The organism is Achromobacter sp. D7-1, assembly GCF_059760445.1.
This window is the reverse complement of record NZ_JCBAMT010000010.1, coordinates 95,856-118,513: the sequence shown is the minus strand read 5'-3', so window position 1 is coordinate 118,513 and position 22,658 is coordinate 95,856. Positions and strand designations below refer to the sequence as shown.

General features: G+C 62.5%; 16 protein-coding genes, 1 tRNA gene and 1 pseudogene. 13 read left to right on the top strand and 5 right to left on the bottom strand.

Annotated elements, in window-relative coordinates; translation table 11 throughout:
- Positions 1–1,606 (bottom strand): methyl-accepting chemotaxis protein (locus AC6LKD_RS06985; RefSeq protein ID WP_498115641.1); only part of this gene is annotated, 1,606 nt, incomplete at its 3' end.
- Positions 1,607–2,266: 660 nt separating this feature from the next.
- Here AC6LKD_RS06985 and greA point away from each other — a divergent pair.
- A complete protein-coding gene (gene greA, locus AC6LKD_RS06980) occupies positions 2,267–2,743 on the top strand; it encodes a transcription elongation factor GreA (RefSeq protein WP_041654241.1) in 477 nt (158 codons plus the stop codon).
- Positions 2,744–2,873: 130 nt separating this feature from the next.
- Here the strand turns inward: greA and AC6LKD_RS06975 are convergent, their stop codons facing one another.
- Positions 2,874–3,473 (bottom strand): YhbY family RNA-binding protein, encoded by a 600-nt coding sequence (locus AC6LKD_RS06975; RefSeq protein WP_013395592.1) that lies wholly within the window; start codon positions 3,471–3,473, stop codon positions 2,874–2,876.
- A gap of 18 nt (positions 3,474–3,491) precedes the next feature.
- Between AC6LKD_RS06975 and AC6LKD_RS06970 the strand changes: the two genes are divergently transcribed.
- The 5 genes from AC6LKD_RS06970 to AC6LKD_RS06950 all read left to right on the top strand — a co-directional run bounded on the left by AC6LKD_RS06970 (position 3,492) and on the right by AC6LKD_RS06950 (position 9,441).
- A complete protein-coding gene (locus AC6LKD_RS06970; protein ID WP_013395591.1) occupies positions 3,492–4,124 on the top strand; it encodes an RlmE family RNA methyltransferase in 633 nt (210 codons plus the stop codon).
- A 214-nt stretch (positions 4,125–4,338) separates the two neighbouring features.
- Positions 4,339–6,225: an ATP-dependent zinc metalloprotease FtsH gene (ftsH, locus tag AC6LKD_RS06965; RefSeq protein WP_013395590.1), complete on the top strand. Its 1,887-nt coding sequence runs from the start codon at positions 4,339–4,341 to the stop codon at positions 6,223–6,225.
- Positions 6,226–6,243: 18 nt separating this feature from the next.
- The gene (folP, locus tag AC6LKD_RS06960) at positions 6,244–7,089 is read left to right on the top strand and encodes a dihydropteroate synthase (RefSeq protein WP_041654233.1); all 846 of its coding nucleotides are present in this window, start codon (positions 6,244–6,246) and stop codon (positions 7,087–7,089) included.
- A complete protein-coding gene (glmM, locus tag AC6LKD_RS06955; RefSeq protein WP_498115640.1) occupies positions 7,086–8,429 on the top strand; it encodes a phosphoglucosamine mutase in 1,344 nt (447 codons plus the stop codon). Before folP ends, glmM begins: the two co-directional genes overlap by 4 nt.
- Before the next feature lie 211 nt (positions 8,430–8,640).
- Positions 8,641–9,441, top strand: coding sequence for a GNAT family N-acetyltransferase (locus AC6LKD_RS06950; RefSeq protein ID WP_013395587.1), 801 nt, complete (start codon positions 8,641–8,643; stop codon positions 9,439–9,441).
- A 176-nt stretch (positions 9,442–9,617) separates the two neighbouring features.
- On the opposite strand, the gene ppx is transcribed toward AC6LKD_RS06950, so the two are convergent.
- Entirely contained in the window at positions 9,618–11,105 is a 1,488-nt protein-coding gene (gene ppx, locus AC6LKD_RS06945; RefSeq protein WP_207465381.1) for an exopolyphosphatase, read from the bottom strand.
- 219 nt (positions 11,106–11,324) lie between these two features.
- Between ppx and ppk1 the strand changes: the two genes are divergently transcribed.
- The 6 genes from ppk1 (at position 11,325) to AC6LKD_RS06915 (ending at position 17,900) form a co-directional block, all read left to right on the top strand.
- Positions 11,325–13,400, top strand: a complete 2,076-nt coding sequence (ppk1, locus tag AC6LKD_RS06940) for a polyphosphate kinase 1 (protein ID WP_013395585.1) — start codon at positions 11,325–11,327, stop codon at positions 13,398–13,400.
- Positions 13,401–13,762: 362 nt separating this feature from the next.
- Positions 13,763–14,803: a phosphate ABC transporter substrate-binding protein PstS gene (gene pstS, locus AC6LKD_RS06935; RefSeq protein ID WP_013395584.1), complete on the top strand. Its 1,041-nt coding sequence runs from the start codon at positions 13,763–13,765 to the stop codon at positions 14,801–14,803.
- 157 nt (positions 14,804–14,960) lie between these two features.
- Positions 14,961–15,977: a phosphate ABC transporter permease subunit PstC gene (gene pstC / locus AC6LKD_RS06930; protein ID WP_013395583.1), complete on the top strand. Its 1,017-nt coding sequence runs from the start codon at positions 14,961–14,963 to the stop codon at positions 15,975–15,977.
- 26 nt (positions 15,978–16,003) lie between these two features.
- Entirely contained in the window at positions 16,004–16,858 is an 855-nt protein-coding gene (gene pstA, locus AC6LKD_RS06925) for a phosphate ABC transporter permease PstA (RefSeq protein ID WP_013395582.1), read from the top strand.
- 48 nt (positions 16,859–16,906) lie between these two features.
- A complete protein-coding gene (gene pstB / locus AC6LKD_RS06920) occupies positions 16,907–17,683 on the top strand; it encodes a phosphate ABC transporter ATP-binding protein PstB (protein WP_498115639.1) in 777 nt (258 codons plus the stop codon).
- A gap of 140 nt (positions 17,684–17,823) precedes the next feature.
- Positions 17,824–17,900, top strand: a tRNA-Pro gene (locus AC6LKD_RS06915).
- A gap of 2,782 nt (positions 17,901–20,682) precedes the next feature.
- Here the strand turns inward: AC6LKD_RS06915 and AC6LKD_RS06910 are convergent.
- Positions 20,683–20,962 (bottom strand): annotated as a pseudogene (locus AC6LKD_RS06910) (transposase); the annotation flags it as partial.
- A 482-nt stretch (positions 20,963–21,444) separates the two neighbouring features.
- On the opposite strand from AC6LKD_RS06910, the gene AC6LKD_RS06905 reads away from it, so the two are divergent.
- On the top strand, positions 21,445–21,780 hold the full coding sequence (locus tag AC6LKD_RS06905) for an ATP-binding protein (protein ID WP_498115638.1): 336 nt from the start codon (positions 21,445–21,447) through the stop codon (positions 21,778–21,780).
- A 163-nt stretch (positions 21,781–21,943) separates the two neighbouring features.
- Here AC6LKD_RS06905 and AC6LKD_RS06900 read toward each other — a convergent pair whose 3' ends face one another.
- On the bottom strand, positions 21,944–22,537 hold the full coding sequence (locus tag AC6LKD_RS06900; protein ID WP_498115637.1) for a TetR/AcrR family transcriptional regulator: 594 nt from the start codon (positions 22,535–22,537) through the stop codon (positions 21,944–21,946).
- Positions 22,538–22,658 lie beyond the last annotated feature (121 nt).

Here is a 22,658-nt window from a genome sequence, read left to right as displayed (position 1 = left end):
GCCGCGAGGCGGCGCCCGTGCCGGTTAGCGCCACCGGCGCCGCCTCGATCACCTGTCCCGATTGCGTCTTGAATACGGAGGTTGCCTCCGCCAGGCGCCGCGCCTGTTCCTCCATCGCGGCCGCTGCGGCGGAGGCTTCCTCGACCAGCGCGGCATTCTGCTGCGTGACCTCGTCCATCTGCGTGATCGCCAGGCTGACCTGGTCGATGCCGCCGGCCTGCTGGGCCGACGCTGCTGAAATTTCAGCCATGATCGCGGCCACCCTTTGCACCGAATCCACGATTTCCTGCATGGTTTGCCCGGTGGCAGCGACCTGGGCCGATCCGGCGGCGACGGTGTCCACCGAGGCCTCGATCAGCGTCTTGATCTCCTTGGCGGCTTGTGCGGCGCGTTGGGCCAGCGTACGGACTTCGCCCGCTACCACGGCAAAGCCCTTGCCCTGTTCGCCGGCGCGCGCGGCCTCGACTGCGGCGTTCAGCGCGAGGATATTGGTCTGGAAAGCGATGCCGTCGATCACCGATACGATGTCCGAGATCCGCCGCGAGCTGTCCGAGATGCCGTGCATGGTGGCCACTACCTGCTCCACGTTCTGGCCGCCGCGTTGCGCCACGTCCATGCTGACCGCGGCCAACTGATTGGCCTGGGCGGCGTTCTCCGCGTTCTGCTTGACGGTGACCGCCAGCTCTTCCATGGTCGAAGCCGTTTCCTCTAGCGCCGCGGCTTGCTCTTCGGTGCGCACTGACAGGTTGGCGTTGCCGGCCGCGATTTCAGCCGCGCCCACGTTGATCTCGTCTACTCCCTGTCGGACCGACGTTACGGTGCGGGTCAAGCCTTCCTGCATGCGTTTGAGCGAGGCGAACAGGACGCCGATCTCATTGTTGGAGCGGGTCTCCACGCGGTTCGTCAGGTCGCCGGCCGCGATGCGATCGAAGTGCCGGCCGGCCTCCTGCAGCGGACGGAGCACGGCGCGCCGGATGAAGGTCCAGCACAGCGCGGTCAGGAGCAGGGCAACCGATATCAGCGCGACCGCTGAGATCCGTGCGGTGGCGTAGGTCTGCTCGGAGCTCGCCAGCACGCCGTCGCTACGCTCCTGGACCCGGCCCAGGAAGGCTTGCATGTCTTTCATGAAGTAGGCGTCGGCCTGGGGCAGCCGCCCCTCGTCCTGACGGTACTTGGCTGGCGAGCGTGCCTTGATGTTGGACTCCAGCGTGTCCAGGATGGCGGCGTATTCGGTGAATCGCCCCTGCAGCGTCTGGGCCAGTTGCTCACCGCGCGGGCTCTTGGGTACGGCCATGTAGCGGGCGAAACGCTCGCGCGCCTGCTTCAGATGGTTGGCGGCTTCCTCGCCAGCCAGCCCGGCCTGGTCCATGCCGCCGGCCTGCATGGCAGCCATGCCTGCACCGAGCGCCAGCCGCGCGCGCAGCAGGGCGGCGTTGGCTTCGTAGAGCGGGTCGACCTGATGGACCGCGACATTGTTCAGGTCCTTGATCTCGGTCACGCTTTTCTCGGCATTCATCCAGCTCAAGCCGCAAGCCAGCGTCAGGGCGACCACAAAGCAGCCCAGAACCAGCAGCATTCCAGTACGGACTTTCAGTTTTTCCAGCATGAGAGCTCCTCGTTCTTGAACGCGATCCGCCGCGTGCGGGAACGGCCCCGGCCGCCCGCCGCCAGGCGGAACGGCGAACGTCGCGCCGGATGGCTGCGATGCGTCCGCCACCACTGCAAACACCCGCAAAAATAAGACTCTTGCGCCTGGCTTGTGCTTGTGATCCGCCAGGCCCTGCGCAAGCGATAGTTCTCTTAATGCAATATGTATTTAATTGTTATTAATGACACAATTTGTTGTTTTATACTGCCTTAGCCCTGTTTCCCTGGCGTTTTTGGGAGTTGCTTTTCTACTGCAAGGCAAAAAACTATCGAAAAGTAGTTTTTATGCAACATGACCGCCGGCAGATGCACCGCGCTGAGTCCGTGCCACCGGGCTTCCGGGTGAATCGGGAGAACCTGAAAGAAATGACGGGTTTTAGCGGGTTACAGCGGCGAAATGCGGCGAAAACGGCGTTTTCTCCGGCGGCTTGCAATTCCCGTGGACTTTGACCACAATATGACCTTGATTGCCCCGGTTCCGACCCGAGCCGGGGTTTTGTTTTGGTCGTCCGCGCCGCTCGTCAATGTCGATACCCCGATCGACGGCGCGCGCCAGGATTACGACCTTCACCGAGAACGCTCCGTCCGGGGCGTTTTCTACTTTTGTTTGGGAAACGACATGTCTGCCATTCCTTTGACCGTGCGCGGGGCCGAGCGCTTGCAAGAAGAGCTCCAGCGGCTGAAAACCGTGGAACGTCCTGCCGTTATCAACGCGATCGCTGAAGCGCGTGCGCAGGGTGATCTGTCGGAAAATGCCGAATATGACGCAGCTCGCGAGCGCCAAGGCTTTATCGAGGGCCGGATTGCCGAGCTTGAAGGCACGCTTTCCAATGCCCATCTGATCGACCCGACCGCCCTTGAGGCCGAAGGCCGCGCTGTGTTTGGCGCCACCGTCGACATCGAGGACCTGGATTCGGGCGATCGCGTGACGTACCAGATCGTCGGCGACGTTGAAGCCGACATCAAGTCGAACCTGATTTCCGTGTCGAGCCCGGTGGCGCGCGCGTTGATCGGCAAGAGCGAAGGCGACGTGGTCGAGGTCGTGGCCCCGGCTGGCGTTCGCGAGTATGAAGTCTTGGGCGTCCGTTACATCTGACGCCAATGTAGTAAGCTGGATGTTGTCAAAACACCATGGTTCGAACCGTGCGTTCGACTGAATTCCGCGGTTTAATGCGGATCGCTATGGTGGACCGGGCGCGTAAAGCGCCCGTTTTTGTGCCCGGCGCTTACCTTTTCGACGACTTGCGGCTGGTGCCGCTGCGTGCCCCGGCCCGCAGGCTGAGCGCGCTGCCGCCGCGGCGGGGAATGCCGTGACCGCTGGCAGTGGTCTTTTTGGTGCCGGGACGCATGGGCTTGCCGTTCTTGTTGAGCTGGTCCTGGGGCACGAAGCGCGTCTTCGGCTTGGGCTCTTCGGATTCGCTGCGGCGAGGGCGCTTGGCCAGGGTCTTGCCTTCGGCGGCCAGCTTCTTGGGCGTATGCGGCTCGGAGGCGCGGCGCTTGGCGGGGCGCTCGGGTTCCATGGCGGCCAGCGCGGCGGGCTTGATATTGCCGGCCAGCGGGCGGAACAGGATCAGCGTCTTGCCCAGGTGGTGCACGGGAGCGCAGGAAAGCGTGTCGCAGATGGTCGACAGCATTGCGTCGCGGGCCTCGCGGTCATCACCGCCGGCGCGCACCTTGATGAGGCCATGCGAAGTCAGTGCCAGGTCGATTTCCTTGAGCACGGCTTCGGTCAGGCCATTGTCGCCAATCAGGACGACGGGGCGCAGAGGGTGAGCGGCGGACCGAAGGTCGCTGCGCTCACGAGAGGTAAGTTCTAATATAGGCATGCGTGGAATTGTACGGTAATGGCCAAGAATAAATTCTCCAAAGACTGGATTCACCAGCACATCAACGATCCCTATGTGAAGCTGGCGCAACAGAAGGGCTACAGGGCCCGCGCCGCCTTCAAGCTGATCGAGATCCTGGATACCGAAAAGCTGATGCGCCGGGGCGACCTGGTGGTCGATCTGGGCTCGGCGCCCGGCAGCTGGTCCCAAGTGGCGCGCGAGCGCCTGGCGGGGCCGGGTGGGGTTGTGGACGGCCGCATCATTGCGCTCGACCTGCTGCCCATGGAGCCCGTGGCGGGCGTGGAATTCATCCAGGGCGACTTCCGCGATGATGAAGTCTTGAAACAATTGGAAGACATGGTCGGATCGCGCGCGGTGGATCTTGTTATTTCCGACATGGCCCCCAACTTGTCAGGGGTGGGTATTGCCGATTCCGCGCGCATCCAGCATGTGTGCGAGTTGGCGATGGAATTCTCCTGCGCCCACCTGAAGCCCAACGGGGTGCTGATCGTCAAGGCTTTCCACGGCAGCGGCTTTTCGCAGATCGTGGAGTCCTTCAAGCAGCGCTTCAAGCGGGTGGTCGAACGCAAGCCGAAGGCATCGCGGGACAAATCCTCCGAAACCTTTCTGGTTGCGCGCGATCTGAAGTAGCCCGGATTCGGGGCACATTGCCCCAAGTCCGAAAAACTCACAGCCTGCCGGGACAACGACCAGAAAATTCGCGAATCAGACAAAACTTAAAGGGGCTCAGCCATCCCGGGACGCAATCTGGTCTGACAGGGTAGAATGAGCTATTGACATACTTGTGACTGTGCCATATGCGGGTGCGCGGTCGCCGGTCGGAATCGAAAGCAGGAGATCGACCTTGAATAATTCATTTTCGAAAGTCGCTGTCTGGATGGTGATAGCCCTCGTGCTGTTCACCGTCTTCAAACAGTTCGACGGACGCGCTCAGACCCAGGACGGCGTGACTTACACGCAGTTCATGGACGACGCCAAGGCGGGACGTATCCGCAAGGTCGACGTCCAGGGCGACGTGCTGTACGTCACCCCTGACGCAGGCCGTGCCTACACGCTGACTTCGCCGGGCGACCTCTGGATGGTCTCCGATCTGCTGAAGTACGGCGTCCAGGTTTCGGGCAAGCCGCGCGAAGAGCAATCGCTGCTGATGAGCATCTTCGTGTCGTGGTTCCCCATGCTGTTGCTGATCGGCGTCTGGGTCTTCTTCATGCGCCAGATGCAGGGCGGCGGCAAGGGCGGAGCATTCAGCTTCGGTAAATCGCGCGCCCGCATGCTCGACGAGAACACCAACCAGATCACCTTTGCCGACGTCGCCGGCTGCGACGAAGCCAAGGAAGACGTCCAGGAGCTGGTCGATTTCCTGCGCGACCCCAGCAAGTTCCAGAAGCTGGGCGGCCGCATTCCGCGCGGCGTGCTGATGGTCGGCTCGCCGGGTACCGGCAAGACGCTGCTGGCCAAGGCCATCGCGGGCGAAGCCAAGGTGCCGTTCTTCAGCATCTCGGGTTCCGACTTCGTTGAAATGTTCGTCGGCGTGGGCGCTGCCCGCGTGCGCGACATGTTCGAAAACGCCAAGAAGCATGCTCCCTGCATCATCTTCATCGACGAAATCGATGCGGTTGGCCGCCAGCGTGGCGCCGGCCTGGGCGGCGGCAACGATGAACGCGAACAGACGCTGAACCAGATGCTGGTGGAAATGGACGGCTTCGAGTCCGGCCAGGGCGTCATCGTCATCGCCGCGACCAACCGTCCCGACGTGCTGGATCCCGCGCTGCTGCGTCCGGGCCGCTTCGACCGTCAGGTCGTGGTGCCGCTGCCCGATATCCGCGGCCGCGAGCAGATCCTGAAGGTCCACATGCGCAAGGTCCCGCTGTCGCCCAACGTCGACGCGACCGTCCTGGCGCGCGGCACCCCGGGCTTCTCCGGCGCCGATCTGGCCAACCTGGTCAACGAAGCCGCGCTGTTCGCCGCCCGCCGCAATGGCCGCACGGTCGACATGTCCGACTTCGAAAAGGCCAAGGACAAGATCATCATGGGTGCGGAACGCCGCTCCATCGTGATGCCCGAAGAAGAGCGCAAGAACACCGCATACCACGAGTCCGGCCACGCGATCGTCGCGCGCCTGCTGCCCAAGACCGACCCGGTCCACAAGGTCACGATCATCCCGCGCGGCCGTGCGCTGGGCGTGACCATGCAGCTGCCTGAGACCGACCGCTACAGCATGGACAAGGGCCGCTTGCTGTCCACCATCGCCGTGCTGTTCGGTGGCCGCATCGCCGAAGAAATCTTCATGGACCAGATGACGACGGGCGCCTCGAACGACTTCGAACGCGCCACCGCCATTGCCCGCGACATCGTCACGCGCTACGGCATGACCGACGAACTGGGTCCCATGGTCTACGCCGAGAACGAAGGCGAAGTGTTCCTGGGCCGCAGCGTCACCAAGACCACGCACATGTCGGAAGCCACCATGCAGAAGGTGGATACCGAGATCCGCCGCATCATCGACGAGCAGTACAGCGTTGCGCGCAAGATCCTGGAAGACAACCGCGACAAGGTCGAAGTGATGACCTCGGCGCTGCTCGAATGGGAAACCATCGACGCGGACCAGATCAACGACATCATCGAGGGCCGCCCCCCGCGTCCCCCGAAGACGCCTCAGGGCCCGTCGGATACGTCCGACACGCCGCCCACGGGCCTGGCGGCAGGTGGCAATACGGCTGCCGCTGTCTGAGGCTGCTCATCCTGAGTTATGGCAAATAACTTCCTTTGCGGGCGCTTCGAGTTTGATCTCGAGCGCCCGCTTGTCATGGGTATCGTCAACGTCACGCCGGATTCGTTTTCCGACGGAGGCCAGCACGACGATACCGATTCCGCAGTGGCGCATGCGCGCCAATTGATCGCCGAAGGCGCCCAGATCCTGGATCTGGGCGGCGAGTCCACGCGCCCCGGGGCGGATCCGGTCTCGGTGGCCGACGAACTGGCCCGGCTGCTGCCGGTGATGGAGGCGCTGCGCGATTGCGGCGTGCCCCTGTCCATCGACACCTTCAAGCCGGAAGTCATGCGCGCCGTGCTGGACGCAGGCGCGGACATGATCAACGACATTTATGGCTTCAGGCAGCCCGGCGCCGTCGAGGCGGTGGCGCATTCGCGCTGCGGGCTATGCGTGATGCACATGAAGGGCGAGCCCCGCACCATGCAGGCCGCCCCACCCGAATACTCCGACCTGATCGGTGAAATCGGGCTCTTCCTGGGGGCTCGCGCGCACAAGTTGCGCGCCGCCTGGATCGATCCTCGCCGCATCGTGCTGGACCCGGGCTTCGGCTTCGGCAAGACGGGCGACCAGAATTTCCAACTGCTGCGCCGGCTGTCCAGCTTGCGCAGCGCCGGCTATCCATTGCTGATCGGCCTGTCGCGCAAATCCATGATCGGCCAGGCTACCGGCCGGCCCGTGGGCGACAGGTTGCCCGGCAGCATCGCCGCGGCGCTTGCCTGCGTGGCGCGTGGCGCTTCCATCGTGCGTGTGCACGATGTGGCGGCTACGGTTGACGCGCTCAAGGTATGGCACGCGGCAGAACAAGGAGCAATCAGTTCATGATTCGACGCAAATATTTCGGTACCGACGGTGTCCGCGGTGAAGTCGGCGGTCCGGTGATCAACGCCGAATTCGCCCTGCGCCTGGGCTACGCGGCCGGCCGCGTGCTGGCGCGCGAGCACGCCGTGCGCGGCGGCAGCCGCCCGCAGGTCGTGATCGGCAAGGACACGCGGATTTCCGGCTACATGCTGGAGTCGGCGCTGGAAGCTGGCCTGTCGGCCGCGGGCATCGACGTGCTGCTGGCCGGCCCGGTGCCCACGCCCGCGGTGGCCTACCTGACCCGGGCGCTGCGTCTGGTGGCGGGCATCGTCATCAGCGCTTCGCACAATCCGTACCAGGACAACGGCATCAAGTTCTTCTCGGCGCAAGGCATGAAGCTGCCCGACGAGATCGAGGCCAGCATCGAAGCCGCGCTGGACGAGCCGCTGGGCTGCGTGGCCTCTGAAGCCCTGGGCCGCGCCCGCCGCATGGGCGACGCGCAGGGCCGCTACATCGAGTTCTGCAAAAGCACTTTCCCCAACGATCTGGACCTGAATGGCATGACGATCGTGGTGGACGCCGCCCACGGCGCCGCCTACAACATCGCGCCCCATGTGTTCCGTGAGCTGGGCGCCGAGGTGCACGCCATCGGCGTCAATCCGGACGGCTTCAACATCAATAAGGGCGTAGGCGCGATGCACCCTGAGTTGCTGGCCAAGGAAGTGCAGTCCCGCGGCGCCCAACTGGGCATCGCGCTGGACGGCGACGCCGACCGCCTGCAGATGGTGGACGGCGAAGGCCGCATCTATAACGGCGACGAGCTCATGTATGCCATCGTCCGCGAACGCATGCAGCGCGGCAAGGTGGACGGCGTGGTCGGCACGCTGATGACCAATTTCGGCTTCGAGCGCGAAATGCAGCGCCTGGGCGTGGGCTTCGAACGCGCCAACGTCGGCGACCGCTACGTGCTGGAGCAAATGCAGGCGCGTGGCTGGCTGTATGGCGGCGAAAGCTCCGGCCACCTGCTGTGCCTGGACTGCCATTCGACGGGCGACGGCATCGTCGCCGCGCTGCAGGTCCTGACCGCGCTGCGCCGCAATTCGGTCGGGCTGGCAGAGTGGGTGAGCGATCTGCGCATGTATCCGCAGAAGATGATCAACGTGCCGTTGACTCCGGGCCAGGACTGGAAGACGCACGTCGGCCTGAGCGCCGCGCGCAAGGCGGTCGAAGCGGAGCTGGACGGCCGCGGCCGCATCCTGATCCGCGCCTCGGGCACCGAGCCGAAGCTGCGCCTGATGGTCGAGGCCGAGGACGAAGCCCTGGCCGTCTCCTGCGCCGAGAAGCTTGCGGCCAGCCTGGGATAAACGCCGGCCCCCGATTCCAAGCAAGGCCACCCGGCGCGTGACGGGTGGCCTTGTTTGTTCAAGGGCTGTATAGATTTGTAAAGTTTTGTCGATTTGGGCGGAGGATTGATTTATTCGCTCCAGACTAAACTTCATAGTCACGTAACATATTGGTCAAGTCTTTGACATACAGGGCGTCCACACTGGCTGGACTCTCTAGGAGCTTCGCGCAATGCTGGAATTAGCACGCATCAATCCGAGCCGTAATGCCGCAGAACCTTGGACAGGCGCCGCCGCCAAGGTGCTGGTGGTGGGCTTGGCGCGCACCGCTGAAGAAATCGAGCAGATTCAACGCCTGCGCTACGACGTCTTCACCGAGGACATGGGCGCGGTGTTCCCCGACGCCCAGGACGGCATCGAGCATGATCGCTTCGATCCGTTCTGCGAACATCTGATGGTCCGCGAGCTGGATACGGGCCGCGTGGTCGGCACCTACCGGATCCTGACGCCGGAAAAGGCGCGGGAGGCTGGCGGTTATTACTCGCAGTCCGAGTTCGACCTGTCCGGGCTGGGTTCCATCCAGGACGAGCTGGTCGAAGTCGGCCGCTCCTGCACGCACCCCGACTACCGTAGTGGCGGCGTCATCATGCTGCTGTGGTCGGGTCTGGCCGAATACCTGCGCCGGGGCGGCTATCAGTATGTGCTGGGCTGCGCCAGCGTCAGCCTGCGCGACGACGGCGTGACCGCCGCCGAAGTGTGGCGCACCATTTCCAAGCAACTGCCGCAAGGCGATGAGCCGCGCGTGACGCCGCTGCACCGCTATCCGGTGGAGAAGCTCAACAGCACCTTGCCGGCGCGCGTGCCGCCGCTGATCAAGGGCTATCTGAAGCTTGGCGCCAAGGTCTGTGGCGAGCCCGCCTGGGACCCGGACTTCAATGCCGCGGACTTTCCGGTGCTGCTCAAGATGGACCGCATGGACGAGCGTTATCGCCGCCACTTCGGGCTGGACCAGCCCGCCACTGCCCAGCGCTGACCATCATGCGCCGCCTGCTCCGCCGCATGAAGATCAGACTGATACGGCGAGCCACCCGGCCCTTGCGCATGGAGCTCAAGCGGCTGGATCGCGAAACCGATCTTTCGCCGTTCTAGATGACGCCGGCCCCGCAGTGCGGGGCCGGATGCAAACATTGCGGGCGCCAGGCCCGATCCTCAGAACTCCAGCAGTTCGAACGAAAATCCGACCTTGTTCCACTCGGCTTCTTCCGCGCGCAGCGTGAAGTCGCTCAGGGGATGTTGCGCCAGCCATTCGCGGTTGACCCGCACCACGATGGAGTTGTCGCGCACCGATGCCGTCAGCGGCAGCGGCTCGATTTCGTTGCGGCGGCGGAACAGCAGCACCGCCAGACGCAGGCTGAGGATGGCCTTCCATTGCGCGCGCGACCGCACCAGCGGTTCCAGCTTGGTCAGCTTGCCCTGATGGCCGAGCGCCAGCAGCGCCAGCAGTTGCTGGTCGGCGCGCGAGAAGCCCGGCATGTCGGCGTTTTCCAGCACGTAGGCGGTGTGCTTGTGGTACGCATTGTGGGCGATGGACAGGCCCACTTCATGCAGATCGGCCGCCCAGCCCAGCGCGGGGCGCAGCTCGGCGCGTTCCGGGCCGTCCGGGAACAGCGCGTCGAACAGGGTGAGCGCGGCGTGGTGCACGCGGCGCGCCTGGTTGACGTCGACGTGGTAGCGCTTCATGAACTGGCGCACCGATTCGTCGCGCTTGTCGTGCTCATCGTCGCGGCCCAGCAGGTCGTACAGCACGCCCAGGCGCAAGGCGCCGTCGCCGGTGTGCATGACGTCGATGCCCAGTTCGTCGAACAGGGCGCTCATGATGGCCAGGCCGCCCGGCAGCACGTCCGAGCGTTCGATCTTGATGCCGGGCAGTTCGGACGGAACCACGCGGCCGGAGCGGATGATGCGCTCCTTCAGCTTGTTCAGGCCGGCGCGCGTGATGCCGCGGTCCGAGAAGCGGCATTCGGTCAGGATGGCGAACAGCGCCTTGGCCGTGCCGGAAGAGCCGTAGGCCTCCTTCCAGCCCATCTTGCGGTACTGCTTGGCGATGACTTCGATCTCGCGGCGCGCGGCCAGTTCGGCCTGCTTCATCTGATGTGCGTCGACCACGCCGTCCGAGAAGAACTGGCGGCTGTAGCTGACGCAGCCCATGTAGAGCGAGGACATCAGCCCGGGCTCATGGCCCTTGCCGATGATGACTTCGGTGGAGCCGCCGCCGATGTCGATGACCAGGCGCTTGTTGGGCGAGGGGGGCAGGGTGTGGACCACGCCCGAGAAGATCAGGCGGGCCTCTTCGCGGCCGGCGATGACTTCGATGGGAAAGCCCAGCGCGGCTTCGGCGCGCGGCAGGAAGTCGCGGGTGTTGCGGGCGACGCGGAAGGTGTTGGTGGCAACGGCGCGGACCCGGTTGGGGTGGAAGCTGCGCAGGCGGTCGCCGAAGCGTTCCAGCACCGCGATGGCCCTGTCGATGGCGTCGTCGCCCAGCCGTTTTTCGGAGTCCAGGCCGGCCGCGAGCCGGACGGTTTCCTTGAGGCGGTCGATCTGATAGATCTGGGGCGTACCGTCCTGTTGAACGATGCGTCCGATGGAGAGGCGGAAGCTGTTGGACCCGAGGTCCACCGCGGCCAGAAGTTGATCCATGCGGCTCGTAATATTGGCTGAGAGGTGGGCCGATTATAGAGACCCCATGTGACAGCGCTCCCGGTTACGCTTTTTTTCTTACGGAACAGGGGCTTGCGGTGCATGGCCGCCCCGCTATATGTCCCGCTTTTAGCGTACGCTACGTTTTTGGCGTAGTGTCATGGAACCGTCACTTTTTTGCAGTAAAACTCCACGCTCTCCCTACGTATGGAATCCGGTATGCCCTCACGCCCTCCTGCCGAGCCCTTGCTTCTGAACCGCGAGCTGTCGCTGCTGAAATTCAACGAACGCGTGCTGGCGATGGCGGAGAGCCCCAAGACTCCCTTGCTGGAACGCCTGCGCTACGTGTGCATCGTCAGTTCCAACCTGGACGAGTTCTTCGAGATCCGGATTTCCAGCCTGAAGGAGCAGCAGCGCCAGTCGCCGAATCTGGTGGGGCCGGATGGCATGACGCCGGACCAGGCGTTCGAGAACGTGCAGCAGGCGGTGCACGAACTGGTCAACCGCCAGTACAACCTGCTCAATGACGAGATCCTGCCGGCCATGCATGCCGAGGGCATCTCGCTGCACCACGCGTCCGAGTGGAATCAGCAACAGCAGGAATGGGCGCGGGATGTATTCAACCGCGACGTGATGCCGCTCCTGACGCCTATCGGGCTGGATCCGGCGCATCCGTTTCCGCGCGTCTACAACAAGAGCCTGAATTTCATCGTATCGCTGTCCGGCGCCGACGCCTTCGGCCGCCAGGCCTCGATCGCCGTGGTGCAGGCGCCGCGCGCCTTGCCGCGCCTGATCAAGATGCCGCAGGAGCTCTCCGGCCAGCCCGAGGGCTACATCCTGCTGACCTCGCTGCTGCGCGCCTTCGTCGGCGAGCTGTTCCCGGGGCTGGAGATGCTGGGCTGTTACCAGTGGCGGGTCACGCGCAACAGCGACCTGTTCGTGGACGAGGAAGAAGTCACCAACCTGCGGCACGCCTTGCAGGGCGAATTGTCGCAGCGCAACTTCGGCGCAGCGGTGCGTCTGGAAATCGACAAGCTGACGCCGGTCGAACTGGAGCACTTTCTGCAGCGCGAGTTCTCGCTCAAGGCGGAGGACACCTACCGCGTCCCCGGGCCGGTGAACCTGTCGCGCCTGATGCAGCTGTGCAATTCGGATTCGCGTCCGGACCTGCTGTTCCCGGATTACCGGGCGCCCGTGCCGGCGCCGTTCGACCGCGTCGGCGACAAACCGGCCGAACTGTTCGAGGCCGTGGCCGAGCAGGACCGCCTGCTGCACCATCCCTACCAGTCCTTCCAGCCGGTCATCGACTTCCTGACCGCCGCTGCGCTGGATCCGGACGTCATGGCGATCAAGCAGACCATTTACCGCACCGGCGAGGATTCCGAGCTGATGAAGATCCTGCTGGCCGCCGCGCGCGCCGGCAAGGAAGTGACGGTGGTGGTGGAGCTGATGGCCCGCTTCGACGAGCAGACCAATATCAACTGGGCCTCCAAGCTGGAAGAGGTGGGAGCGCACGTGGTGTACGGCGTGGTGGCGCACAAGACGCACGCCAAGATGGCCGTGGTGTTGCGCCGCGAGAAAGGGCGCCTGCGCCGCTATGCCCACCTGGGCACGGGCAACTACCATCCGCGCACGGCGCGGCTGTACACCGACTTCGGCCTGCTCACCGCCGATCCGAAGCTGTGCGAGGACATGGACAAGGTGTTCGCGCAGCTGACCGGGCTGGGCGCGCGCCGTTCGCTCAAGGCGCTGATGCAGTCGCCTTTCACCATGCACGACGGCATGGTGGCGCTGATCCGCGCCGAGGCCCGCGCGGCCAAGGCCGGCAAGCGTTCGCGCATCATGGCCAAGATGAACTCGCTGCTGGAAGAGCAGATCATCGAGGAACTCTACAAGGCCGGCCAGGCCGGCGTGAAGATCGACCTGATTGTGCGCGGCGTGTGCGCGCTGCGCGCCGGCGTGCCGGGGCTGTCCGAGAACATCCGGGTGCGTTCCATCGTCGGCCGCTTCCTGGAGCATTCGCGGGTCTTCTATTTCTACGCCGAGGGCGAAGAGACCGTCTACCTGTCGTCGGCCGACTGGATGGACCGCAATTTCTTCCGCCGGGTCGAGATCGCTTTCCCGATCTACGACAAGACCCTGAAGAAGCGCGTTATCGACGAAGCCTTCACCTATGCGCTGCGCGACAACCAGCTGGCCTGGCAGCAGCAGGCCGACGGCGACTACGCCCGCGTCAAGAGCCGCCGCGAGCCCTTCAACGTGCACCAGTACCTGATGCAGAAGCTGGGCGTGTAACGTCCCGCCGTCCCACAGCCCCGCCGCCGTCCGGGGGGGGGCAGGGGCGCGGGGCGGTGTTCCAAAGCAGACCGCCGTTCCCCCGTCCGCTCTCTCATTCCCGCGCTCTCCCTCGTCTCTCGGGCTTGCCCGCGCGCCCTCGGCGCCGTTCGAGGCAGTGCGTCCCCCAATCCAGGCCGCGCGGATCCGGCTCCGCCGGTCCGCCACCGGCGCCCCCTAGGGGGAGGCGCGCAGCGCCTCGGGGGGGACAACATGACTGTCACTATCCTGTCATGTGAGGCTTTTAATATTCGATGGTCGCTGAAAGACAGGCAGTTTCCAAAGCCTGCCAGACTCCTCCAACGAGCACAGAAGGAACCCTGATGTTCAAACGTGTCTTCAAACAAGTTTCCCTGGGCGTCGCGCTGAGCGCCGCCGTGTTTGCCGTCCAGGCCGCCGACGTGACCGGCGCCGGCGCATCGTTCCCGTACCCGATCTACGCCAAGTGGGCGTCCGACTACAAGGCTGCCACCAACAGCGCCGTCAACTACCAGTCCATCGGTTCGGGCGGCGGCCAGCAGCAGATCATCGCCAAGACCGTCGATTTCGGCGCCTCGGACGATCCCATGAAGGCAGCCGACCTGGAAAAGAACGGCCTGCTGCAATTCCCGGCCGTCATCGGCGGCACGGTTGCCGTGGTGAACGTCGACGGTATCGAACCCGGCAAGCTGAAGCTGTCGGGCAAGGTCCTGGCCGACATCTTCCTGGGCAAGATCAAGAAGTGGGATGACGCCGCCATTAAGGCAATGAACCCCGACCTCAAGCTGCCGTCGGCCGACATCATCGTCGTGCACCGTTCGGACGGCTCGGGCACCACCTTCGGCTGGACCAACTACCTGTCCAAGGTGTCGCCGGACTGGAAGTCGACCGTGGGCGAAGGCAAGGCCGTGAAGTGGCCCGTGGGCCAGGGCGGCAAGGGCAACGAAGGCGTCGCTGCCTACGTCGGCCAGCTGAAGAACTCGATCGGCTACGTCGAATACGCCTACGCCAAGCAGAACAAGCTGGCCTGGACGCAGTTGCAGAACAAGGACGGCAAGTTCGTCCAGCCGGAGCAGAAGGCTTTCGCCGCCGCGGCCGCCAACGCCGACTGGAAGAGCGCGCCGGGCATGGGCGTGGTCCTGACCGACGAGCCGGGCGCCGATTCCTGGCCCGTCACCGCCGCCACCTTCATCCTGATCCACAAGTCGCAAGACAAGCCGGCGCAGGGCAAGGCCGTGCTGGAATTCTTCGACTGGGCCTTCAAGAACGGCGCCAAGTCGGCTGAAGCCATGGACTACGTGCCGCTGCCGGAGGCCGTGACCAAGGAAATCCGCGCCGCCTGGGGCGAAGTCAAGGCTGCCGACGGCAAGGCCGTCTGGAAGTAATGGATGGAGCGCGGCGCGGGCCGGCAGCGATGCCAAGCCTCTGCCGCGCAACCCCTCAGCGGCCGTCCCCGGCGTTCTGCAATTGCGCAACGGCAGGGGCGGTCCGCAGCAAGACCTTCGAAGTTCTCCCCCAAGGTTTCCTAAGGAAAGTCCATCCATGAGCGCGGTAATGGATAATAGTGTGCCGCTTCCGCCCAGCGTGGCGGACTCCGTGACTACCGGCACGCCTTCGCCTATGAAGCAAAACAAAAACGCGCTGATGGATGCGCTATTCAAGAATCTGACCCGCCTGTTCGCCTTTCTGGTGTTCATCCTGCTGGCGGCGATTCTTGTTTCCCTGATCTACGGCAGCCGCGAATCGCTGGCCAAATACGGCCTGTCGTTCCTCTGGCTCAACGATTGGGATCCGGTCAATTCGAACTACGGCGCCGTGGTGCCTATCATCGGCACCTTGCTGACCTCGGCCATCGCCCTGATCATCGCCGTGCCCGTGTCTTTCGGCATCGCCATCTTCCTGACCGAACTATCGCCCACCTGGCTGCGCCGCCCGCTGGGCACCGCGGTCGAAATGCTGGCCGCCATTCCGTCCATCATCTACGGCATGTGGGGCCTGTTCGTCTTCGTCCCCGTATTCCAGCAGTATGTGCAGCCCTTCATGATCGCCACGCTGGGCAGCCTGCCCGTGATCGGCGGCATCTTCGCAGGCCCGCCCTTCGGCATCGGCATCTTCACCGCCGGCCTGATCCTCTCGATCATGATCATCCCGTTCATCGCCGCCGTCATGCGCGACGTGTTCGAACTGGTGCCGGCGATGTTGAAGGAATCCGCCTACGGCCTGGGCAGCACAACCTGGGAAGTGATGTGGCGCGTGGTGCTGCCCTATACCAAGTCGGGCGTCATCGGCGGCATCATGCTGGGCCTGGGTCGCGCCCTCGGCGAGACCATGGCCGTGACCTTCGTCATCGGCAACGCCTTCAAGTGGTCCGGATCGCTGTTCTCGCCGGGCAACTCGATCGCCTCGGCGCTGGCCAACGAATTCAATGAAGCGGGCGGCATACAGAAGTCGGCGCTGCTGGAACTGGGCCTGATCCTGTTCCTGATCACGACCATCGTGCTGGCCCTGGCCAAGATGCTGCTGGTTCGCCTGTCCGCCGGCGAAGGCAAGAAAACCTGACGCGCCGCGAGCACAAGGAAAAGATCATGGCTGTATCCGTACTCAATATGCAGAACGGCACCTATCGCCGGCGTCGCGTGATCAACCGCATCATGCTGACCGTGTCGCTGGGGACGCTGATGTTCGGGCTGTTCTGGCTGTTCTGGATCATTCTGACGCTGTTGATGAAAGGCGCTCCCGCGCTGTCGTACACGCTCTTCACCGAGATCACGCCGCCGCCGGGGCAGACTGGCGGCCTGATCAACGCCATCTTCGGCAGCGTCATGATGGCCGGCGTGGGCACGCTCATCGGCACGCCCGTGGGCATTCTGGCCGGCACCTACCTGGCCGAGTACGGCCAGCGCGGCTGGCTGGCGCCCGCCACGCGCTTCCTCAACGACGTGCTGCTGTCAGCCCCGTCCATCATCATCGGTCTGTTCATCTACGCCGTGTATGTGGCCCAGGTCGGACACTACTCGGGCTGGGCCGGCGCCATCGCGCTATCCATCCTGGTGATCCCGGTCGTGGTGCGCACCACCGACAACATGCTGCTGCTGGTGCCCAACAGCCTGCGCGAAGCCGCGGCTGCGCTGGGCTGCCCCAAGTGGCGCATGATTACCCTGGTGTGCTATCGCGCCGCCAAGACCGGCATCATCACCGGCGTGCTGCTGGCCATCGCCCGGATCTCCGGCGAAACCGCGCCGCTGCTGTTCACCGCGCTGTCGAACCAGTTCATGTCCCTGAACATGAATGGCCCGATGGCCAACCTGCCGGTCGTGATCTACCAATACGCCGCCAGCCCCTTCAAGGACTGGAACAACCTGGCATGGGCCGGCGCCACGCTGATTACGCTGCTGGTGCTGGGCATCAACATCATTGCCCGCAACATGTTCCGCAAGTAAAGATCGCTTTGCCGGCGCGCTGGGCGCGCCGGAGCCAAGGGAAACCAAATGGAAAACACCGCTACCGCCGTCAAGAACAAGATCGAGGTCAAGGACCTGAACTTCTACTACGGCAAGTTCCATGCGATCCGCAATGTGAACATGTCGATCCAGGAGAAGAAGGTCACCGCCTTCATCGGCCCGTCGGGCTGCGGCAAGTCCACGCTGCTGCGCACCTTCAACCGCATGTTCGAGCTGTACCCCGGCCAGCGCGCCGAGGGCGAGATCATCCTGGACGGCGAAAACCTGCTGACGGCCAAGACCGATATCTCGCTGATCCGCGCCAAGGTCGGCATGGTGTTCCAGAAGCCCACGCCGTTCCCCATGAGCATCTACGACAACATCGCCTTCGGCGTGCGCCTGTTCGAGCGCCTGTCCAAGGGTGAAATGGACGAGCGCGTGGAATGGGCCCTGAGCAAGGCCGCGCTGTGGAACGAAGTGAAGGACAAGCTGCACCAGAGCGGCAACAGCCTGTCGGGCGGCCAGCAACAGCGCCTGTGCATCGCGCGCGGCGTGGCCATCAAGCCCGAAGTGCTGCTGCTCGATGAGCCGTGTTCGGCGCTGGACCCGATTTCGACCGCCAAGATCGAAGAGCTGATCGCCGAACTGAAGAACGACTACACCGTCGTCATCGTGACCCACAACATGCAGCAGGCCGCGCGCTGCTCGGACTACACCGCCTATATGTACCTGGGCGAGCTGATGGAATTTGGCCAGACCGACCAGATCTTCGTCAAGCCTACGCGCAAGGAAACGGAAGACTACATCACGGGCCGCTTCGGCTGATCGCCGGGATTCGACCCTACGAAAAAACGGCGCGCTTCGAAAAGCGCGCCGTTTTTTTACTGTTGCAGCAGGGCCTGCTTGGTCCGCGCTGCGGGCGCGAATAGGCTAGCCGTCCGGTATCTGGTATAGTTGCCACCCTTCGGGGCGTAGCGCAGCCTGGTAGCGCATCTGCTTTGGGAGCAGAGGGTCGTGAGTTCGAATCCCACCGCCCCGACCAATAAAATCAAAGGGTTAGCTCAATGTCGTTGAGCTAACCCTTTTTCTTTGCTGGGCATATGGGACAACATATGGGACAACGAACTTGCAGTTGGCGGTGAGCAAGTTCAGGCGGCATCAAGGCAAGGATGTGCACTCGGTAGCAATAGCCCATCTCGGGACTTGCCGGGTCTCTGCTTGATTGGGGGGGGCGGGCAGCTCGCTGCACTTTGGGCTCATCAGGCCAATTGGGTGGGCTCTGGGGACTGTTGCGCTTGGGGCAGGCCAAACCCCTTCATCTGAGGCTGTGTTGCTGGGGCAGCAAAGCGAGAGTTCCGAGCCCAGGTCGCAGAGCATCGGCGGCACCACGCGACAGTTGAATCGTTACGACCCCTCGGCCCTTCCATCCTCGCGGCGTTATTCGTTAGCGGACCAATGCCGAGCGGTGCTGTGGACCGGTCTTCCGCGGTTGCACTTTTAAAGCGTCGCGGCCTGTACTCTGCATGTGCTGTGTGCATTGCACTGAGACCATACTGCACACCTCAGTGTCAAATGCGCTCTGAGCTGCGCTGAGAGAAATCAAAGTCGACGGTCTATCCGACCCGAACTGCGGAGACTTGGCCTAGTACGGGAATGAGGGGATAGGGCATCCTTTAACCTAGTACTGATACGAGGGGTGCCCTTTCGACAATGGAAGTAGGAGTTGCCAGCGCAATGTCTGAATGGCTGCGACAGGGACACGGAGTCTTTCAGGCGGCTAACAGATTATTTCGCTGAGTCGACCCCGGGCTGGCCGCGATCCCGCGTATGAGGCGCTGAAACTTGTCCGCAGGTCCGTAGATTTCACCCCGCCGCAACCGTCCCACTTGTGAATCGTGGAGGGGGCGGCCTTGGTGGATCCTGCTGCACCGAAGGAGCGTGGGGCGCGATTAATGCTCAGAAACACGGAACGTGGGTCGCAGCAAAAAGGTCGGCAATGGCTGGACCAAGCGCGGTTCATGTCGCGGAGAAGTTAGTGGCTTGAATTGCCGACAGGGTATTTGAGTATCTCGGCCTGGCAAACAGTTCCCAGTCAAAAGAGTCCGGCTCGTGGCGTTGCAAAAATAACTCCCACCTTGAGACGCCGGCGCCGGACAGTTGCCATCCTAGTCACGTACGTCTGGAACATCATCAACCGTTGATCGTTCCAGCTTCACTGACAGTGGGCGAGGGGCGGGGCGGCTGTCCAGTTGTGGACCATCGAACAGATCCGGAGTGCTTGGCTGGCGTAGAGATCAAGTGTTGACGCCATCAGTCAAAGCCCGTTTCAAACACCCTATCAAAATCCCCTATCAAATATTCCGAATGTGCGGGGAAGCTTGGCGCCCCGGTGGGCATCGATTCTTGCCATGGACAGAAGGGAAGGCTGGCTCGGCGGTCTCACGTTCTAGCGAGCGAAGTCGTTGGATTGTGCAATACAGGACTCTGGCCACACCCTCCGACTTGCCCACTTTCTTTTGCACGGCGCCAACCTTCTTCTAGACCCTGCAAGGCAAAAACTCGGAGATTCGACTCGCGTTTCATAAACAGAGCGCGAGACCGCGCAGAACGCGCTCTGGGCTGCAATGACTCTAAAGTGGCTGCTACCCCCCCGTCACCCGAGGTGTTTCGATCGCTCATGCGGGCTGTGGACGCGTCTAAGGGCCATCACTGCATCTACGAGGGCGTCCCATCTGGAATTGGTCCGGCCTATTGTGGCTTATCAGGTCAGACAGCGGCGCAGACGCTGTTGACACTGGCGTAGCCAGTAAAAGATTTGGGATTGGGAATAGGATTGGGATTGGTAGCTTTGCATCCGGTTTGCACTGGGTTCGAAAGTAAAACCTGGCCATAACCTGCTGGGTTTCCGGTACAGGCCCCGAGGTTCCCTCGCTTCGTGGGCATTTCTCCTATGAGGATCGCCATGGATCCTGTGTCAGCGGCGCTCATGGACCTCAAGATCTGAGCAACTGTGCTGGGGCACAGCGCGCTCCTTTACGCCGTGTTTCAGAACCAAATTGGTCGAGTGCCGCTCTAGGTTTTGATGTGGGAACCGGCGGTTAACCAAGTAGGAACCCAGCAGGATCCCAACGGGTTTCCTGTTACGAACGATGTTGCGTTGCGCTGCGGATTCTCAGTTCATATCCGGCGGTGATTGCTATCATCAGGCGTACCGATAGGGCTGTGTTTGTGGAGAAAAGCGTATGGACTTGGGTACTACGGTGATGCTCGGAGTACTTGTAGCTGTTATCGCATTCGGCCTTTGGGTCGCGAATAACATCGCTCGTTCTGAAGGGCGCAACAAGGAAGACCATCAGACCTGAAGCGGCAATAATTCGGAGTAGGTCTCAAAAATTAGGCTGGCTTGTTATGTTCTTTGAAGTAACAATTGGTCATCTAGTCCATTCCGGGAGGGGGACGTGGCCGATTTCTTCATTGAACATAGCCACATGCTGGCTTTGAAACCCATTAGCAGTCCGAACTCGGGTTTTAGGCCAGGCCAGTTGGGCGCTCTTCATTCTGTTGATCCGCTTGGGTTTTCTGGACAGCGTCGATGTCAGTGATCGGGCCGTCTGGTAGGCAAGGATATTTGGACTAAGAACTGTCCTTTGAAGGGTGGAGGCAAAACCGCTCGAGATGTCAGCGGGCGGCGTCGGGGTTGCAAGACCAGTCCGCTCTCTGCAAAGCCGACACCTACGCACGAAAGCGCAACGCCTGCAACGGGTCGAAAGCCACCGTTCTTGATCGCCCGCTTTATGGAATAGTTAGGCCGCTCGCCCACAGAGGGATGGCTTGCACCACTTTTTTTCTGGCGCCTCCGTTAGGATCTCGGCCTTGAGCTTCTCCTCGACGTCCATCTTGCGCAGGCGGGTGTTCTCGGCCTCCAGCTCCTTCATGCGCGCCATCAGCGATACATCCACGCCGCCGTACTTGGAACGCCACTTGTAGAAGGTAGCCGAGCTGATGCCCGGCTCCCAGCACATTTCAGGAACGGCAAGACCAGCCAGCCTCCACGCACTTGATGACTTCTATGATCTGGCTGTCCGCAGATCTCGACTTCTTCATCCGGTAGAACTCCCCAACGGGAAAATTCCACTTCTGACTATATCGCTTCTACCGGGGCGGGCTACCCGGTGCCTGGCGACGGCCTTTTCGACAGGCTGCTTACGTGGACCGCCTGGGGCGCTGCTTACTCTGATGATGACCGCAGCGCTGTTCTTGTTGTGGGCGCTTCCTGTCTGGCGCGACTTGGACGCATTGCGCAATGCCGCCCTGTGCATGGGGCAGGAGGGACCTCGGCAAGCGTGTGCATTTGTCGCGAATCTCTGGCCTTCGACACATCGGGGAGAGCTTCAACCACATGGCTGAGCGGATCTTTACGCTGATAGACAATCAGCGTAAAGATTACGGTCAAGCTCGAAACAGTGGACGCTCGTGATTGGCTGGGCGAAGCTCTAGTCCGGATAGCACTTCAGGCCGACGCGCGGAACGTGCGTTGCGCTGTGCGTGACGGTTTTCCGCTGCATATCCGATTGCACCAAGGAAATATGAGCAGGGAGCTGCTTAACCTAGTGCTGAATGCTGTGAGATACGCTCGAGGACGGGGAGAAATCGCCTTGCGTTCCCAGAGGGATGGTGGCTTTGAATTAGTCGTGGATGACGATGGACAAGGTATCCCCCCGGGAGACAGGGACAGAGTCTCCGAACCGTTTACCCGTCTGGATGAAAGTCGGGATAGAGGGACGGGCGGAGCGGGGTTGGGTCTCGCCGTCGTCCAGTGCGTGGCGGCTAGCCACCATGGCAGCATCCGCGTGGTCGAGAGCCCATTGGGCGGTGCGCGTTTTGTCCTCCAGTGGCCACGAGATTCAGGCTTGCCGGAGTAGAGATCAACCTTCAGTGAAAAAATGACTGTTTAGGCGTGCGGGGCGTCGACCCCTAGCCGCCCATGCCGCAGCGGCCGGGCAGTAGCAATCAATGGGCTGAGATGGCTGCAAGGGCGCGCGATTGAGTCATCGGTTGGTCTGGATCGTTTCTATGGGTGGCTCGCTAGAATGGCGTCAGCAACATCTGTTCCATCATCGCGTTGCGCTCATTCCTCTGCTCAGTCGTGCCTTGCCGTGAAAGCAGTGATTCCGAAAGTTCATAACTGTACAGCGCAAAGGCCCGGCACCGAGCTTCGGCGACGCCGAAGCCGAGCGCGCTAAAGCACTGGGAAATGTAGGACAGGCGTTTTGCATCCATTTCGTCCAACAAGTGTCTCACCCGCTCGTCGCGGCGAGCCCATGCGCGAATAGCGAGTTCAGTTGCCGCAGCTTCTTCCGCAGCCTTCCCGCGCAACGGAAGCGACAGAAGATTCCGAATCAATTCCTTCGGCTGCAGTCCATCACGCTCGAAACGGGAAATGATCTGTTCGGTAGCTTCGTCGCGCCAGGCAAGCAGCATCCGGTGCAACAGGTCGTCACGGTCCTTGAAGTGCCAATAGAAACTTCCTCGCGTGACCGACATTTCCTTGGCGAGCACTTCGACGCGAATGGCGTCCACGCTGCGGCTGACCAGCAGGTGGCGAGCCGCACGGATCCAGTCTGCAGGGGTTAGCTGACTGCGCGGCGAGTTGGTATCTGTGCTCGAACTTCTAGCCATCTCGGCTCCAGGAATAGATAGAGTTCTATTCTACCTTTCGGCATCAATACATATATGTATTGTTTGTTAATTTGGTTGGCAACGCTCATCGCCCTTAAAATAGCTAAAAAAGGCCTTGACC

Coding starts and splice junctions, on each gene's coding strand:
- greA (WP_041654241.1), top strand. CDS start 2,267: ATGTCTGCCATTCCTTTGACCGTGCGCGGGGCCGAGCGCTTGCAAGAA.
- AC6LKD_RS06975 (WP_013395592.1), bottom strand. CDS start 3,473: ATGCCTATATTAGAACTTACCTCTCGTGAGCGCAGCGACCTTCGGTCC.
- AC6LKD_RS06970 (WP_013395591.1), top strand. CDS start 3,492: ATGGCCAAGAATAAATTCTCCAAAGACTGGATTCACCAGCACATCAAC.
- folP (WP_041654233.1), top strand. CDS start 6,244: ATGGCAAATAACTTCCTTTGCGGGCGCTTCGAGTTTGATCTCGAGCGC.
- glmM (WP_498115640.1), top strand. CDS start 7,086: ATGATTCGACGCAAATATTTCGGTACCGACGGTGTCCGCGGTGAAGTC.
- AC6LKD_RS06950 (WP_013395587.1), top strand. CDS start 8,641: ATGCTGGAATTAGCACGCATCAATCCGAGCCGTAATGCCGCAGAACCT.
- ppx (WP_207465381.1), bottom strand. CDS start 11,105: ATGGATCAACTTCTGGCCGCGGTGGACCTCGGGTCCAACAGCTTCCGC.
- ppk1 (WP_013395585.1), top strand. CDS start 11,325: ATGCCCTCACGCCCTCCTGCCGAGCCCTTGCTTCTGAACCGCGAGCTG.
- pstS (WP_013395584.1), top strand. CDS start 13,763: ATGTTCAAACGTGTCTTCAAACAAGTTTCCCTGGGCGTCGCGCTGAGC.
- pstC (WP_013395583.1), top strand. CDS start 14,961: ATGAGCGCGGTAATGGATAATAGTGTGCCGCTTCCGCCCAGCGTGGCG.
- pstA (WP_013395582.1), top strand. CDS start 16,004: ATGGCTGTATCCGTACTCAATATGCAGAACGGCACCTATCGCCGGCGT.
- pstB (WP_498115639.1), top strand. CDS start 16,907: ATGGAAAACACCGCTACCGCCGTCAAGAACAAGATCGAGGTCAAGGAC.
- AC6LKD_RS06905 (WP_498115638.1), top strand. CDS start 21,445: ATGAGCAGGGAGCTGCTTAACCTAGTGCTGAATGCTGTGAGATACGCT.
- AC6LKD_RS06900 (WP_498115637.1), bottom strand. CDS start 22,537: ATGGCTAGAAGTTCGAGCACAGATACCAACTCGCCGCGCAGTCAGCTA.